The organism is Pseudonocardia sp. T1-2H (genome assembly GCF_038039215.1).
Taxonomy (GTDB): domain Bacteria; phylum Actinomycetota; class Actinomycetes; order Mycobacteriales; family Pseudonocardiaceae; genus Pseudonocardia.
The window spans coordinates 5506043-5519950 of sequence record NZ_JBBPCL010000001.1; the positions used below are offsets into that span (position 1 = coordinate 5506043).

Annotated in this window: 11 protein-coding genes; 2 read left to right on the forward strand and 9 right to left on the reverse strand. The window is 72.4% G+C overall.

The window, feature by feature from the left end; genetic code table 11:
- A complete protein-coding gene (gene mtrA, locus WBK50_RS27100) occupies positions 1–678 on the reverse strand; it encodes an MtrAB system response regulator MtrA (RefSeq protein WP_341338311.1) in 678 nt (225 codons plus the stop codon).
- Between the two features lie 235 nt (positions 679–913).
- On the opposite strand from mtrA, the gene WBK50_RS27105 reads away from it, so the two are divergent.
- Positions 914–1549 (forward strand): dTMP kinase, encoded by a 636-nt coding sequence (locus WBK50_RS27105; RefSeq protein WP_341338312.1) that lies wholly within the window; start codon positions 914–916, stop codon positions 1547–1549.
- 14 nt (positions 1550–1563) lie between these two features.
- Here the strand turns inward: WBK50_RS27105 and WBK50_RS27110 are convergent, their stop codons facing one another.
- The 3 genes from WBK50_RS27110 to WBK50_RS27120 form a co-directional block, all read right to left on the reverse strand.
- Positions 1564–2052, reverse strand: coding sequence for an NUDIX hydrolase (locus WBK50_RS27110; protein ID WP_341338313.1), 489 nt, complete (start codon positions 2050–2052; stop codon positions 1564–1566).
- Positions 2053–2126: 74 nt separating this feature from the next.
- Positions 2127–3638: an adenosylhomocysteinase gene (ahcY, locus tag WBK50_RS27115; protein WP_341338314.1), complete on the reverse strand. Its 1512-nt coding sequence runs from the start codon at positions 3636–3638 to the stop codon at positions 2127–2129.
- 433 nt (positions 3639–4071) lie between these two features.
- Positions 4072–5394, reverse strand: a complete 1323-nt coding sequence (locus WBK50_RS27120; RefSeq protein ID WP_341338315.1) for a glutamate mutase L — start codon at positions 5392–5394, stop codon at positions 4072–4074.
- 179 nt (positions 5395–5573) lie between these two features.
- Here WBK50_RS27120 and WBK50_RS27125 point away from each other — a divergent pair, with 179 nt between their 5' ends.
- Complete coding sequence (locus WBK50_RS27125; RefSeq protein WP_341338316.1) at positions 5574–7187, forward strand: long-chain fatty acid--CoA ligase; 1614 nt, start codon at positions 5574–5576, stop codon at positions 7185–7187.
- A gap of 3 nt (positions 7188–7190) precedes the next feature.
- On the opposite strand, the gene WBK50_RS27130 is transcribed toward WBK50_RS27125, so the two are convergent.
- From WBK50_RS27130 to ald, 5 genes are all read right to left on the reverse strand, one after another.
- Entirely contained in the window at positions 7191–8015 is an 825-nt protein-coding gene (locus WBK50_RS27130; RefSeq protein ID WP_341338317.1) for a carbon-nitrogen hydrolase family protein, read from the reverse strand.
- Positions 8016–8032: 17 nt separating this feature from the next.
- Positions 8033–8881 (reverse strand): carbon-nitrogen hydrolase family protein, encoded by an 849-nt coding sequence (locus WBK50_RS27135; protein ID WP_341338318.1) that lies wholly within the window; start codon positions 8879–8881, stop codon positions 8033–8035.
- An 83-nt stretch (positions 8882–8964) separates the two neighbouring features.
- The gene (locus tag WBK50_RS27140; RefSeq protein WP_341338319.1) at positions 8965–10986 is read right to left on the reverse strand and encodes an MSMEG_0569 family flavin-dependent oxidoreductase; all 2022 of its coding nucleotides are present in this window, start codon (positions 10984–10986) and stop codon (positions 8965–8967) included.
- Between the two features lie 133 nt (positions 10987–11119).
- Positions 11120–12631, reverse strand: a complete 1512-nt coding sequence (locus WBK50_RS27145) for an amino acid permease (protein ID WP_341338320.1) — start codon at positions 12629–12631, stop codon at positions 11120–11122.
- Between the two features lie 63 nt (positions 12632–12694).
- Positions 12695–13810, reverse strand: coding sequence for an alanine dehydrogenase (ald, locus tag WBK50_RS27150; protein ID WP_341338321.1), 1116 nt, complete (start codon positions 13808–13810; stop codon positions 12695–12697).
- Positions 13811–13908: the final 98 nt, after the last annotated feature.

The window sequence follows — 13908 nt, forward strand, 5'->3', positions numbered from 1 at the left end:
TCACGGGGGCCCGGCCTTGTACCCCACGCCGCGCACGGTCAGCACCACCTCGGGGTGCTCGGGGTCCTTCTCGACCTTCGACCGCAGCCGCTGCACGTGCACGTTCACCAGCCGGGTGTCCGCCGCGTGCCGGTACCCCCACACCTGCTCCAGCAGGACCTCGCGGGTGAACACCTGGCGCGGCTTGCGGGCCAGCGCGACCAGCAGGTCGAACTCCAGCGGGGTGAGCGCGATGTGCCGGCCGTCCCGGGTGACCTGGTGGGCCGGCACGTCGATGGTGACGTCGCCGATCGAGAGCTGCTCGGCCGGCTCGGTCTCGGTGCGCCGGACCCGGGCCCGGATGCGTGCGACGAGCTCCTTGGGCTTGAACGGCTTGACCACGTAGTCGTCCGCGCCGGACTCCAGGCCCAGCACGATGTCCACGGTGTCGCTCTTCGCCGTGAGCATGACGATCGGGACGCCCGACTCGGCGCGGATCGCCCGGCAGACGTCGATCCCGTTCATGCCGGGGAGCATCAGGTCGAGCAGCACGACGTCCGGGCGCATCTCCCGCACGGCCGGCAGCGCACGGGTGCCGTCCCCGACCACCGCGGTGTCGAAGCCCTCGCCCCGCAGGACGATGGTCAGCATCTCGGCCAGGGCCGGGTCGTCGTCGACCACCAGAACGCGCGACTTCATGTGCGCAGCATCCCATCCTGCACCGACAGCCCTGCCGCGACCCGCAGGTTCGGCGCAGGCCGCACCCGTCGGCGGCCCCCGCCGTGATCGTTCCGCAGCGACCCGGCGTCGGTTCGGCGACGCCCGGAGGAACAGGTCGACCATGATCTCCGCGAGAGCCATGTCCGGTGCGCCGGTGGACGTCGCGGTCGGATCGACCACAGCCGGCGCGGCGGGCGTCGGTACTGTCCGGCGGGTGGGACGGTTGATCGTCGTCGAGGGTCTCGACGGTTCGGGCAAGGCGACGCTGACGGCGGCGCTGGTGTCGGCGCTGGCCGCGCGCGGCGCGCAGATCGCGACCCTGGCCTTCCCCCGCTACGACGACGACGTGCACGCCGAGCTGGCCCGCGACGCCCTCTACGGACGGCTGGGCGACCTCCGGGACTCGGTGCACGGGATGGCGACGCTGTTCGCGCTGGACCGGCGGGCAGCGGCACCGTCCTTGCGGGGCCTGCTCGACGACCACGACGTCGTCCTCGTCGACCGGTACGTCGCCTCGAACGCCGCCTACAGCGCCGCGCGGCTGGGCCAGGACGCCGCCGGGGAGGTCGTCTGCTGGGTGCGGGAGCTGGAGATCCGGCGGTTCGGCATCCCGGTCCCGGACCACCAGCTGCTGCTCGCGACACCCCGCTCGGTCGCGGCGGACCGGGCTCGGGCGCGGGCGGCGGCGGACCCGGGCCGCGAGCGCGACGCCTACGAGTCCGACGACTCCCTGCAGGAGCGCACCGACGCCGTCTACCGCGCGCTGGCGGCCTCGTCCTGGCTCAGCCCGTGGACGGTGCTCGAGGGCGACGCGGACGCCGCCGTCCTCGCCGCCGCGCTCCTCCCCTGAGCACGGCCCGCGACTCAGCCGATGTCGCGGACCCGCGGCCAGGTGTCCGCGAAACCGGGGTGCAGCAGCGGGCCCTCGTCGGTGCCGAGCACCTCCGCCGGGAACCACGCGAACTCGACGCTCTCGCCGCCCCGGATGGCCACCGGCAGCGCCTCGTCCACCCGCACGACGACGGTGGTGTAGCTCCAGCCGCCGTGGTCGTCGACGAAACGACCGGTCACGTGCATCGGCGCGGTGTCCAGGTACGACTCCTCGGCGACCTCGCGGCGGGCGGCGACCTCCGCCGTCTCCTCCGAATGCCGGGCGCCGCCCGGGATCCCCCAGGTGCCGCCGTGATGGTTCCACAACGCGCGGTGCTGGAGCAGGACGAGCTCGCGGCCGTCCGGGGCGTGGTGGCGGACCAACAGTCCCGCGGCCCCGTAGACGCCCCAGTGCTTGTGCCCGAGCGCGCAGAAGGCCCACCCGTCGCCGCTGGATCCGAGGGGCTGCGGCGCTGCGGTCACGCGGCCGAGCCTAATACGGAAAGGGCGGGTGGTGGCCGCTCTCGCGACCGCCACCCGCCCGGGGATCCGGTGGGTCAGTAGCGGTAGTGCTCGGGCTTGAACGGGCCCTCGACGTCCACGCCGATGTACTCCGCCTGCTCCTTGGTGAGCTTGGTCAGCTCCCCGCCGAGCGCCTCGACGTGGATCTTCGCGACCTTCTCGTCCAGGTGCTTCGGCAGCCGGTAGACGTCCTTGTTGTACTCCTCGTGCTTGGTGAACAGCTCGACCTGCGCGATCACCTGGTTCGAGAAGCTGTTGCTCATCACGAACGACGGGTGGCCGGTCGCGTTGCCGAGGTTCATCAGCCGGCCCTCGGAGAGCACGATGATCGTGTGCCCGTCCGGGAAGACCCACTCGTCGACCTGGGGCTTGATGTTGACCCGCTTGACTCCGGGGATGCGGCCCAGGCCGGCCATGTCGATCTCGTTGTCGAAGTGGCCGACGTTGCCGAGGATCGCCTGGTGCTTCATCTTCTGCATCAGGTCGGTGGTGATGATGTCCTTGTTGCCGGTCGTCGTGATGACGAGGTCGGCCTTGTCGATCACGTCCTCGATGCGCGCGACCTGGAAGCCCTCGAGCAGCGCCTGCAGGGCACAGATCGGGTCGACCTCGGCGACGATGACGCGCGCGCCCTGGCCCTGCAGCGCCTCGGCCGAGCCCTTGCCCACGTCGCCGTAGCCCGCGACGACCGCGACCTTGCCGCCGATCAGCACGTCCGTCGCGCGGTTGATGCCGTCGATCAGCGAGTGCCGGATGCCGTACTTGTTGTCGAACTTGCTCTTGGTGACCGAGTCGTTGACGTTGATCGCCGGGAACAGCAGCTCGCCCTGCTCCGCCAGCTGGTAGAGCCGGTGGACGCCGGTGGTGGTCTCCTCGGTGACGCCGCGGATGTCCGACGCGACGGTCGTCCACTTCTGCGGGTTCGAGGCCAGCGAGCGGCGCAGCGTGTTCAGGATGATCCGGAACTCGTCGGCGACGGTGAGGTCGTCGTCGTCGACGGTCGGGACCACGCCGGTCTTCTCGAACTCGACGCCCTTGTGCACGAGCAGGGTCGCGTCGCCGCCGTCGTCCAGGATCATGTTCGGGCCGACGAGCTCACCGTTGGAGTCGGTGAAGTCGAACAGCTTCTCGGTGGCCCACCAGTACTCGTCGAGCGTCTCGCCCTTCCAGGCGAAGACCGGAACGCCCTTGGGCTCCTCCGGCGTGCCGTGCGGGCCGACGACGATCGCGGCCGCCGCGTGGTCCTGGGTGGAGAAAATGTTGCAGGACACCCAGCGCACGTCCGCGCCGAGCGACACCAGGGTCTCGATCAGGACCGCGGTCTGCACGGTCATGTGCAGCGACCCGGCGACCCGGGCGCCGTGCAGCGGCTTCGCGTCGGCGTACTCGCGGCGCAGCTCCATCAGGCCGGGCATCTCGTGCTCGGCGAGCCGGATCTCCTTGCGGCCGAACTCGTGCAGCCCCAGGTCGGCGACGGCGAAGTCGATCCCGTTGCGGACCTGCAGCTTGCCGGTCGGGTCGGTGACGGTGTCGGGAGTGGCGGTCATGGGGTGGAGAAGCCTCCTCGGCTGAAGTACCGGATCCGACGTGCACACGGCACGCCGGGTCCGTCGGAGGTGGAAGTGGAAGGTGACACGGGTGCCTCCTCTCGTCGTTCGAGGGAGGCGCCCTTCATGTCAGACGGCCTGGAAACCGAGCGTGGCGGACGAAGATCCGCTGCAGCGCCTCTCGGACCCGGCGATGTGCGCCATCCAGGATCGTGGGGCCGGCGCGGCCTGTCAACGTGACACGGCACCGGCGGCCGGAGCGTCGTGTCCGTCGTCACAGATCACCCTGCAACGTGGGGCGCGTCCCGTCGCGTCACACCGGCGACATCGGTGGCGACGGAACGGGGAACGCCGGGGCGGGCGCGGTCGCGCTGGACCCGACCGCCGAACCGCGGCTCAGCACGCGCGCACGGGAGGCGGCGGTGCCGAGCGCTCAGCCCAACAGGTGATCCCGGAGCAACGCCTCCGCCGCCTCCGCCCGGCCGTTCGCCACCAGCAGCCCGGCGGGGGCGACGGCGAAGTCCGCGTCCACGAGGATCGGCGCGTCCGCGACGAGCGGGCCCAGCACCTCGTCGCAGCGCAGGGTCCCGGCGACCGCGGCCAGCCCGCCCGGGTCCCGGCGCCGGAACACCCCGCCGGCGAGCACGACCAACCCGATCGGCGGGTGCGCGTCCGCGGGGTCCGCGAGCACGGCGCGCAGGTGCCGCCGGGCCGCGACGACGGCGGCGAGCGCGGCGATCCGCCGGTCCTCCGCCGCGCCGCCCGCGTCCTTCGGGACGTAGCCGGGCTCGGTACTCATCCGGCGGACGGTCGGGGCGAGGAGGTCGGCCTCCACCGGGTCCACCAGCTCCTCGGTCTGCGCCTCGACGAGCACCCCCTCGGCAGCGGCCCGGACCCCGAGGTCGCCCTCGACGGTGCGCAGCGCGTCGCCCCCGCCCGGCACGGCCGAGTGGACGTCCGTGGTGGCGCACCCGACGTCGACGAGCAGGACCGAGCGGCCGGAGAGCCGGGTGAGCTCCGCGGTGCCGCGACGCACGGCGTCCGGCGTCATGGTGCGGACCATCCGCCGGAAGCGGGGCGCGGCGGTGGGCCCGCGGCCGCCGAGCACGTGCCGGGCGAAGACCTCCGCGAGGGCCGCGCGGGCCGACTCGGGGACCAGCTCCCCGGGCCGCGGGGCGACGTTGTCGCAGGCCACGACCGTGCGGCCGGTGGCGCGGAGCAGGGCCAGCGCGTCGTCGCGCGCGGCGACGTTGCCGGCGAGCACGATCGGGTAGCGGATCCGGGCGCGCGCGAGCTTGCCCGCGTTGTGCAGCAGCAGCGAGGGATCGTCCCCGTCCGCGCCGCCGGTGAGCAGCACCGCGCCGGGACGGCTGCTGCGCAGCAAGCGGACGTCCTGCGGTTCGAGCGGGCCGGAGTGGACGTGCACGACCCGGGACCCCGCGGACCGGGCGGCCCGGTAGCCGGCCTCGGTGGCGGTGAGCCGCTCCGCGCCGACGACGGCGAGCCGCAACCCCCCGCCGACGGACGAGCAGGCCAGCAGCTCCGGGTCCGCCCGCTGGTCCGGCGAGCGCGCCGCGCCGACCGCGCGGACGGCGGCGTCGACACCGGTCAGGACGTCCGCGGACGTGGTGGGGTGCTCGGCGAACCCGGCGAGGCCGCCGTCCGGTCTCACCAGGACGGCCTTCGTCCAGGTCGATCCCACGTCGAGGCAGATGGACCCGGTCCCCGCGCCGACCCGTGGTCCGGCACCCGTCATGAGACCCGAGCGTACCGGCGACGACGCCCGCGACGGCCGCGAAACGTGTCCCCCGGTCCGGTGGCCGGTCGCGGAGGGTGCTCGAGCGGCTGCGTTCCGCGTGCCTTCCAGCCCCTTCGTCCGACCGGTACCGTCTGGTGATCGACACCACAGAGCCGGGAGCATCGATGCACGGACTCATGCAGGACAGACCGCTGTCCCTCACCCACGTCTTCCACCGCGCCGAGCAGCTCTTCGGCCACAAGAAGATCGTGACGGCGAGCCCCGCGGGCGAGCGGGTCACCCCGGTGGCCGACTGGGCGGTCCGGGTCCGCCGGCTCGCGACGGTGCTGGACACCCTGGGCGTCTCCGCCGACGCGCGGGTCGGCACGTTCTGCTGGAACACCGACCGCCACCTCGAGCTCTACCTCGCCGCGCCGTGCACCGGCCGGGTCCTGCACACGTTGAACATCCGGCTCTTCCCCGAACAGCTCGTCTACATCGCGAACCACGCCGAGGACGAGATCGTCTTCGTCGACCGCTCGCTGCTCCCGCTGCTCTGGCCGCTGGTGGACAAGCTCGAGACCGTGCGGCGCTACGTCGTGATCGACGACGGCGCGGACGTCGAGATCCCCGACGACCCGCGGATCGCGGACTACGAGGAGCTGCTCGCCGCGGCCGAGCCGTACCGGGGCCGGTTCGTCGTCGAGGACGAGAACGCGGCCGCCGCGATGTGCTACACGTCCGGCACCACGGGCAACCCGAAGGGCGTGGTCTACAGCCACCGCTCGGCGACGCTGCACTCGCTGATCACGCTGGTCTCCGACGGGCCGGGGCTGCGTGAGCGCGACGTCGTGCTGCCCGTCGTCCCGATGTTCCACGCCAACGCCTGGGGCCTGCCCTACGGCTGCCTGCTCGCCGGCACGGACATCGTCTTCCCCGGCCCGAACATGACGCCCTCCGCGATCCTGGACCTGCTCGCCCGGCACCGGGTCACCGTCACCGGCGGCGTGCCGACGATCTGGATGGGCGTGCTCCCGCTCGTCGACGGCCAGGACCTCGGTGCGTTGCGGACCGTCCTGTGCGGCGGCTCCGCGGTGCCGCGCTCGCTCTCCGAGGCCTGGAAGGAGAAGGTCGGCATGCCGATGCTGCAGGCCTGGGGCATGACCGAGACCTCCCCGATCGCGACGCTCGGCGTCCTGGCCGGCCGCACCGACGCGCTCACCGAGGACCAGCGCGCGGACCTGCGGGCCCGGCAGGGGGTGGCCGCGCCGCTCGTCGAGCTGCGGATCGCCGACCCCGGGACCGGCGAGGAGCTGCCCTGGGACGACGCCACCAGCGGCGAGCTGCAGGCCGCGGGCCCATGGATCGCGAAGGAGTACTACCGGGGCGAGGGCGGCGGCGCCCAGTTCACCGAGGACGGCTGGCTGCGGACCGGGGACGTCGCCGTCGTCGACCCGTACGGCTCGGTGAAGCTGGTCGACCGGACGAAGGACCTGGTCAAGTCCGGTGGCGAGTGGATCAGCTCGGTGGAGCTGGAGAACGAGATCATGGCGCACCCGGCCGTCGCCGAGGCGGCGGTGATCGCGATCCCGCACGAGAAGTGGGTGGAGCGGCCGATGGCCTGTGTCGTCGTGCGACCCGGGCAGAGCCTGACGCCGGACGAGCTGATCGAGTTCCTGACGCCGCGGGTCGCGAAGTGGTGGCTGCCGGACGCGGTGGAGTTCATCGACGAGGTGCCGAAGACGAGCGTCGGCAAGTTCTCGAAGAAGACCCTGCGGGACAAGTTCGCGGGCTACTCGCTGCCGTCGTAGCGGTCAGCGGTAGGTCTCGGGTCGCCGTTCGGTGAGGTGCGAGAGCACCTTCCGGACGGCGCCGAGCGGCTTCTCGACGTCGACCTCGGCCACGGCGATGCCCGCTTTGGCCCAGGTCCGAGCCAGGATCTCGCCGTCCGGGCCGACGACCTTGGCCTGCCCGAGGAACCGCATCCTGCCGATCGTCCCGGTCTGGTTCGACGACACCAGGACGACCTGGTTCTCCGCGGCGCGCGAGCGGTCGTAGAGGTCGAAGAGGCGGGACTGGCGGTCCTGCGCCATCCGCGGGGCGCGGTTGGTGATGCTCGTCGGCCAGGCGGAGAGGCAGGCGACGACCTCGGCGCCGTCGAGGGCCAGGGTGCGGGCGGACTCGGGGAAGGTCTTGTCGTAGTCGACGAGCATGCCCAGCCGGCCGACGGGGGTGTCGAATGCGCCGAACACGCCGCCCGCCGCGTAGACGCGGTCCTCGCCGGCGGGCTGGTGGACCTTGCGGTGCAGGCCGAGCAGCCCGTCCCCGCAGACGCAGGCCGCGGTGTTGTACGGCCCGGTCTCCGCGGCCTCCCGGAACCCGATGCAGACGACCATCTCCCCGGCCATCTCGGCGACCTTGCGCAGCTCGGGGCCGTCCCGGTCCAGCGCCGGCGGCAGCTCGGCGGGGTCCGGGTCCGCGAACTCCGGGATGTAGCCGCCGAGCGCCGCGTCCGGCAGCACGAGGAGGTCCACGCCGGAGCGACGGGCGTGTTCGATCAGGGTCGCGACGCGTGCGAGCGCGGCCTCGACGTCGCGGCCGAACGCCGCCGCGACCGCCCCGATCCTGATCGACCCCACCCGAGTCCTCCGGCCCGCTACGCCGCGACGTACGGCGTGCCGCCCGTAGCAGGGTACGTGTCCGGGCGGCGGTCGCGGAGGAAGTCCATCCCCCCGCGCGCGGCGTCCACGACGGCGTCGACGTCGAACTCCGCGACGGCCAGCCCCTCGCGCTGCTCCGTCCAGGCGACGATCTCGCCGCCCGGGTCCACCACCTTCGCGCTGGCGGCGAACCGCATGGCCCCGAAGGCGCCGAACTGGTTCGACGCCACCCAGACCAGCTGGTTGTCCAGGGCACGGGCCCGGTCGAACAGGTCCATCCGGCGGGTCCAGCGGTCCTGCGCCGGGTCCGGGTGCCGGTTGGTCGCGCTCGTCGGCCAGGCGGACAGCGAGCAGACGATCTTCGCCCCGTCGAGCGCCTGGGCCCGCGCCGCTTCGGGGAAGGCCTTGTCGAAGCAGATCTGCATGCCGATCCGGCCGACCGGGGTGTCGAACGCGGTGAACCGGTCCCCGGCGGCGTAGGAGGCGTCCTCGCGCAGCGGCTGGTGCACCTTGCGGTGGACGCCGAGCACGCCGTCCCCGGTCACGCAGACGGCGCTGTTGTAGGTCTTCGCGCCGGCGGTCTCGCAGAAGCCCGCACAGACGACCATGTCCCCCGCCAGCCCGGCCAGGCGAGCGATCTCCGGTCCGCCGACGCGGAACGCGGGCGGCAGCTCGGCCGCACCGTCGAGGTCCGTGAGGTACCCGCCGAGGCAGGCCTCGGGCAGCACGAGCAACCCGACGCCGTCGCCCCGGGCCTGCTCGATCAGGGCGCCGATCCGCGCGAAGTCCTCCTCGAGGTCCCGGCCGAAGGGCGCCGACACCGCCGCCATCCGCAGCGTGCTCATGTGTCCCCTTTCGCGCTCGGTGCTCGTGCGCGGTGATCGTCGCCGGAGCGAGGATCACCGCGAACGAGCGGCGGAGCTGCAGCTCAGAGCTGGTAGGTGGAGTTGATGATCGCGCCCTTGCGGGCGTAGTGGATCAGGGCGTCCTGGACGTCGAGGGGGTGCGTCGGGATGACGCCCTCGATCAGGTCCTCCTCCCGGGCACCGTGCAGCGAGAGCCCGAAGCGGCAGCAGTAGACCTTGCCGCCCTCCTGGATGTAGGTCTTCAGGGAGTTGTTGATGTTGTGCTCGCCGGGGAACGCGGAGTTGCCCGTGGTCGGGAACCCCCGGGTGGCGAGGCAGTTCAGCGAGCCCGGCCCGTAGAAGTAGATCGCGGACTCGAAGCCCTTCCGCAGCGCGCGGGTGGCCTGCAGGATCGCGACGAAGCTGACGGACGACTCGTGCGCGATGCCGTGCACCAGCGTGAAGTAGGTCTCGCCGTTCTCGGCCTGGTAGTCCGGGAACACCTTGGTGCCGCCGTAGATCGACGACCCCTCGGGCATCGAAGGGTGCGCGATCTCCTCGAGGCTCTGCTTCTCGAGATCGGTCAGGTCGGCCATGTCCGTCGTTCCTTTCGGTTGAAAACGGCAGGTGGAGCACCGGCCCCAGGGTGGGGAACCGGGTGGTTCGGGGTGGGCTGGGTAGACGGCAGCTACGCGACGGTGCGCGGCGCGATCCAGTCCTCGTCGGCGTGCTGCGCCTCCGGGAACGTGCTGGACGGCGTGCCGGCGAGCCAGTGCAGGCCGTCGGCCACCGTGGTGTCGCCCGCGCGGCGCACCCGCTCGATCTGTCCGACGAGGTGCTCCGCGTCGTCCGCGACGCCGGAGAACCGGCCGGAACCCCAGGTGTGCTGCCAGGGCAGGCCGAGGAAGTAGAGCCCCGGCTGGCTGGTGACGCCGCGGGCGTGCGTGGGGTACCCCCGGCCGTCGAAGATCGGGAAGCTCGATCCAGCGGTGGTCCCGGCCGAAGCCGGTGGCCCAGACGACGCCGGTGATCCCGGCGCCGGCCAGGTCGATCTCGGCGGGGTCCTCGGCCTCCGGGCCGGGCTCCCACACCGGCGGCCGGCGCTCCTCGGCCGGGGCGTCGATGCCGCGGTCGGCGATGTAGGCGTCGATGGCGTCCTTGATGCCCTCGGCGACGGCGTCCGCGCCGTCGAGGTTCGCCCGCAGGTCCGGGCCGAAGCGCGCCATGCCGTGCGCGATCCCGGTGAGCCGCCCGTGCAGGACCATGCCCTCGAGCGCGAACCTCCGCAGGTCGATGTCCCGCCCGCCGTCGCGGCCGGTGACGTAGTGGTTGGTCCTGAAGCGGACGGCGTCGGCGTCGGCGAACTCGTCGACGCCCTTGGTGTAGGTGCCCATCTCGTGCAGCCAGGCCACGCAGTCCCGGCCCCGGTAGAACCGGGCGACGCGCGGCGCCGTCCCGGTCGCGAGGTGGACGGTGCGGCCGGCGAGGTGCAGGTCCTCGGCGATCTGGCAGCCGGACTGCCCGGTGCCGACGACGAGGACGGCGCCCTCGGGCAGCTGGTCCGGGTTGCGGTACTCGGAGCTGTGCAGCTGCGCGATCCGCTCCGGGAGCCGCTCGGCCATCCGCGGTGTGCGCGGGATCTGGTAGGGCCCGGTGGCGACGACGACCTGGTCTGCGCGCAGCGTTGCCCCCGACCCGTCGGCCCCGTTCGTCCGGATCTCGAACGCACCGTCCGCGCTGCGCAGCCGGGTGGCCCGGACGCCCTCGACCAGCGGCGGCCGGAAGGACTCGACGAACGCGGCCAGATAGTCCTCGATCTCGTCGCGGACCATGAAACCGTCCGGGTCGTCACCCGGGTACGGGAAGCCGGGGAGCCGGCACTGCCAGTTCGGCGTCACCAGGCAGAAGCTGTCCCAGCGGCGGTCCCGCCACTCGTGCCCGGCCGTCTTCGACTCGAGCACGACGTGGTCGATCCCGCGCTCAGCGAGCCACCAGCTCATCGACAGGCCGGCCTGCCCGCCCCCGATGACGACCACCCCGTGGTGCGACCCGTCGAGCGTCGCCGCCGACGGCCGGTTCCCGATGCTGCGCACGTTGTTCGCCACGGCTCCCGCTCCCGATCCCGGTGTCCTGTACTGACCGGAACCAGTCAAGCGAGCGGCGATGTCCGAAGCGTTTCATCCGAAGATCGTGCGGGTCACCAGAACGGCGGCGTGTGACGCCGGTGTTGCGGAACCCTCACGCGGAGGCCTTCTCCGCCTCTTCCCGCCGTCCGAGCTTCGAGTGCGACCGACCGTACGTGAAGTAGACGACGAAGCCGACGGCCATCCAGACGAGAAACCGCAGCCACGTCTCGACGGTCAGGTTCAGCATCAGCCACGCGCACGCGAGCACGGACAGGATCGGCACGAGCGGCACCAGCGGCGTGCGGAACGAGCGCGGCAGATCGGGCCGGGTGCGGCGCAGGATCACCACGCCGACGGAGACCAGCACGAACGCGAACAGCGTGCCGATGTTGACCATCTCCTCCAGTGTCCCCGCCGGGAAGAACGTGGCGACGAGCGCGACGACCACGCCGACGAGCTGGGTCGCGCGCACCGGAGTGCCGCGCGTCCCGGTCCTGGCCAGCGCGCCGGGGAGCAGGCCGTCCCGGGACATCGCGAACAGCACCCGGATCTGGCCGAGCAGGAGCACCATGACGACCGTGGTCAGGCCCACCAGCGCGCCGACCGCGATCACCGCGGCTGCCCACGTCACGCCGAGCGAGGCGAACGCCGTCGCCAGCGTGGCGCGCGTTCCGTCCGGCTGCGTGGCCAGCGCGGTGTAGCTGACCATCCCGGTGAGCACGAGCGCGACGGCCACGTAGAGGACCGTGACGATCGCCAGCGAGCCGAAGATGCCCCGGGGCAGGGACCGCTGCGGGTCCTTCGTCTCCTCCGCGGTCGTCGCGACGACGTCGAACCCGATGAACGCGAAGAACACCAGCGACGCCGCGGCGAGCAGCCCGTAGATGCCGAAGACGCTGCTGCTCCCACCGCCGAGGAGCGAGAGCAGGGACTGCTGCAGTCCCGTGTCACCAGGCTGCGCCGGCGCCGCCGGCGGGATGAACGGCGAGTAGTTCTCCGCCTTCACGTATCCGATGCCGACGATGATCACGAGCAGCACGATGGCGACCTTGATCGCCGTGAAGACCATGCTGACCCGGCTGGAGAGCTTGGTGCCCAGCGCCAGCAGCGTCGCCAGCACCGCGACCAGCAGCAGGGCCCCCCAGTCGAAGGAGAAGAAGCCGCCGAGGGAGAACGACGTGGGGATGTCGATCCCGACCAGCGCGAGCACCGTGTGCAGGTACTCCGACCAGCCCTTGGACACCACCGCGGCGCCGACGGCGAACTCCAGCACGAGGTCCCAGCCGATGATCCAGGCGATGAACTCGCCGAACGTGGCGTAGGAGAAGGTGTAGGCGCTGCCGGCCACCGGGACCGTCGACGCGAACTCGGCGTAGCAGAGCGCGGCGAGCCCGCAGGCGATCGCGGCGAGCACGAACGCGAGCGAGATCGAGGGTCCCGCGCGGTCCCCCGCGGTGCTGGCGGCGAGGGTGAAGATCCCCGCGCCCACCACGACCGCGACCCCGAAGACGATCAGATCCCAGGTGCCGAGGTCCCGGCGCAGCTTGGTGTCCGGCTCATCCGTGTCCTGAATGGATTGCTCGACGGACTTGGTCCGCCACATCCCGCCCGTCCTACCGACCATTCCGGAACCGTATTGCCCCGACCGGGAGCGCTGCCACCGCTGGCCCGCTCCCGGCGACCCGGCTCAGTCCAGCAGGTCCGCGGTGCTCACGTGGGACAGGCCGTGGGCCTCCGCGACCTCGCGGGAGGTCAGCGAGCCGGCGTGGGTGGACAGGCCGGCCGCGAGCGCCGGGTCCGCGGTGAGGGCGTCCTGCCAGCCGTGGTCGGCGAGCCTCAGCACGTACGGGAGCGTCGCGTTGGTGAGCGCGTGGGTGGAGGTGTTCGGGACCGCGCCGGGCATGTTCGCCACGCAGTAGAAGACCGTGTCGTGGACCCGGAAGGTCGGGTCGGCGTGGGTGGTCGGCTTCGTGTCGGCGAAGCAGCCGCCCTGGTCCACGGCGATGTCGACGAGCACCGCGCCCGGCTTCATCCGGGACACCAGGTCGTTCGAGACCAGGGTCGGGGCCTTGGCGCCGGGCACCAGCACCGCCCCGATCACCAGGTCCGCCCCGAGGACGGCCTTCTCCAGGGCGTACGCGGTGGAGTAGACGGTCTCGACCCGGCCGGCGTAGCGGTCGTCGAGCTCGCGGAGCTTGTCGATGCTCAGGTCCAGCACGGTGACCCGCGCGCCCATCCCGACGGCGACGGCGACGGCGTTGGCCCCGGAGACCCCCGCCCCGATGACGACGACGTGCGCCCGCGTGGCGCCGGGCACGCCGCCCATCAGGACACCGCGGCCGCCCGCGGCGCTCATCAGGTGGTAGGCGCCGACCTGCGGCGCGAGCCGGCCCGCGACCTCGCTCATCGGCGCGAGCAGCGGGAGCCGGCCGTCGGCGGTGCGGACGGTCTCGTAGGCGATCGAGGTGGTGCCGGCGTTGCGCAGCGCGTCCGTGCAGGACCGCGAGGCCGCGAGGTGCAGGTAGGTGAACAGCGTCAGGTCGGCGCGCAGGTGGCCGTACTCGCTCGGCACCGGCTCCTTGACCTTGAGCAGCAGCTCGCCGCTCGCCCACACCGCGGCCGCCTCGGCCAGGACCTGCGCGCCGGCGTCCTTGTACTCCGCGTCGGTGATCGACGACCCGAGCCCGGCGCCCTGCTGGACGATCACCTCGTGTCCGCGGCGGACCAGCTCGTGCACGCCCGCGGGCGTGACGGCCACCCGGAACTCGTTGTCCTTGACCTCGCGCGGAATGGCGACCCGCATGACTGCTCCTGCCCTTGGTCCGGTGTGCCTGACCCGGACAACGATGAAGAAGGCGCTGCTCGACCGCAACAAGCACGAAGAAGATTCTGTACCGTGGC

Excerpts from the sequence above, each read along its gene's own strand:
- mtrA (WP_341338311.1), bottom strand. The coding sequence starts at position 678 with ATGAAGTCGCGCGTTCTGGTGGTCGACGACGACCCGGCCCTGGCCGAG.
- WBK50_RS27135 (WP_341338318.1), bottom strand. The coding sequence starts at position 8,881 with ATGAGCACGCTGCGGATGGCGGCGGTGTCGGCGCCCTTCGGCCGGGAC.
- WBK50_RS27145 (WP_341338320.1), bottom strand. The coding sequence starts at position 12,631 with ATGGTCGGTAGGACGGGCGGGATGTGGCGGACCAAGTCCGTCGAGCAA.
- WBK50_RS27120 (WP_341338315.1), bottom strand. The coding sequence starts at position 5,394 with ATGACGGGTGCCGGACCACGGGTCGGCGCGGGGACCGGGTCCATCTGC.
- WBK50_RS27125 (WP_341338316.1), top strand. The coding sequence starts at position 5,574 with ATGCAGGACAGACCGCTGTCCCTCACCCACGTCTTCCACCGCGCCGAG.
- ald (WP_341338321.1), bottom strand. The coding sequence starts at position 13,810 with ATGCGGGTCGCCATTCCGCGCGAGGTCAAGGACAACGAGTTCCGGGTG.
- ahcY (WP_341338314.1), bottom strand. The coding sequence starts at position 3,638 with ATGACCGCCACTCCCGACACCGTCACCGACCCGACCGGCAAGCTGCAG.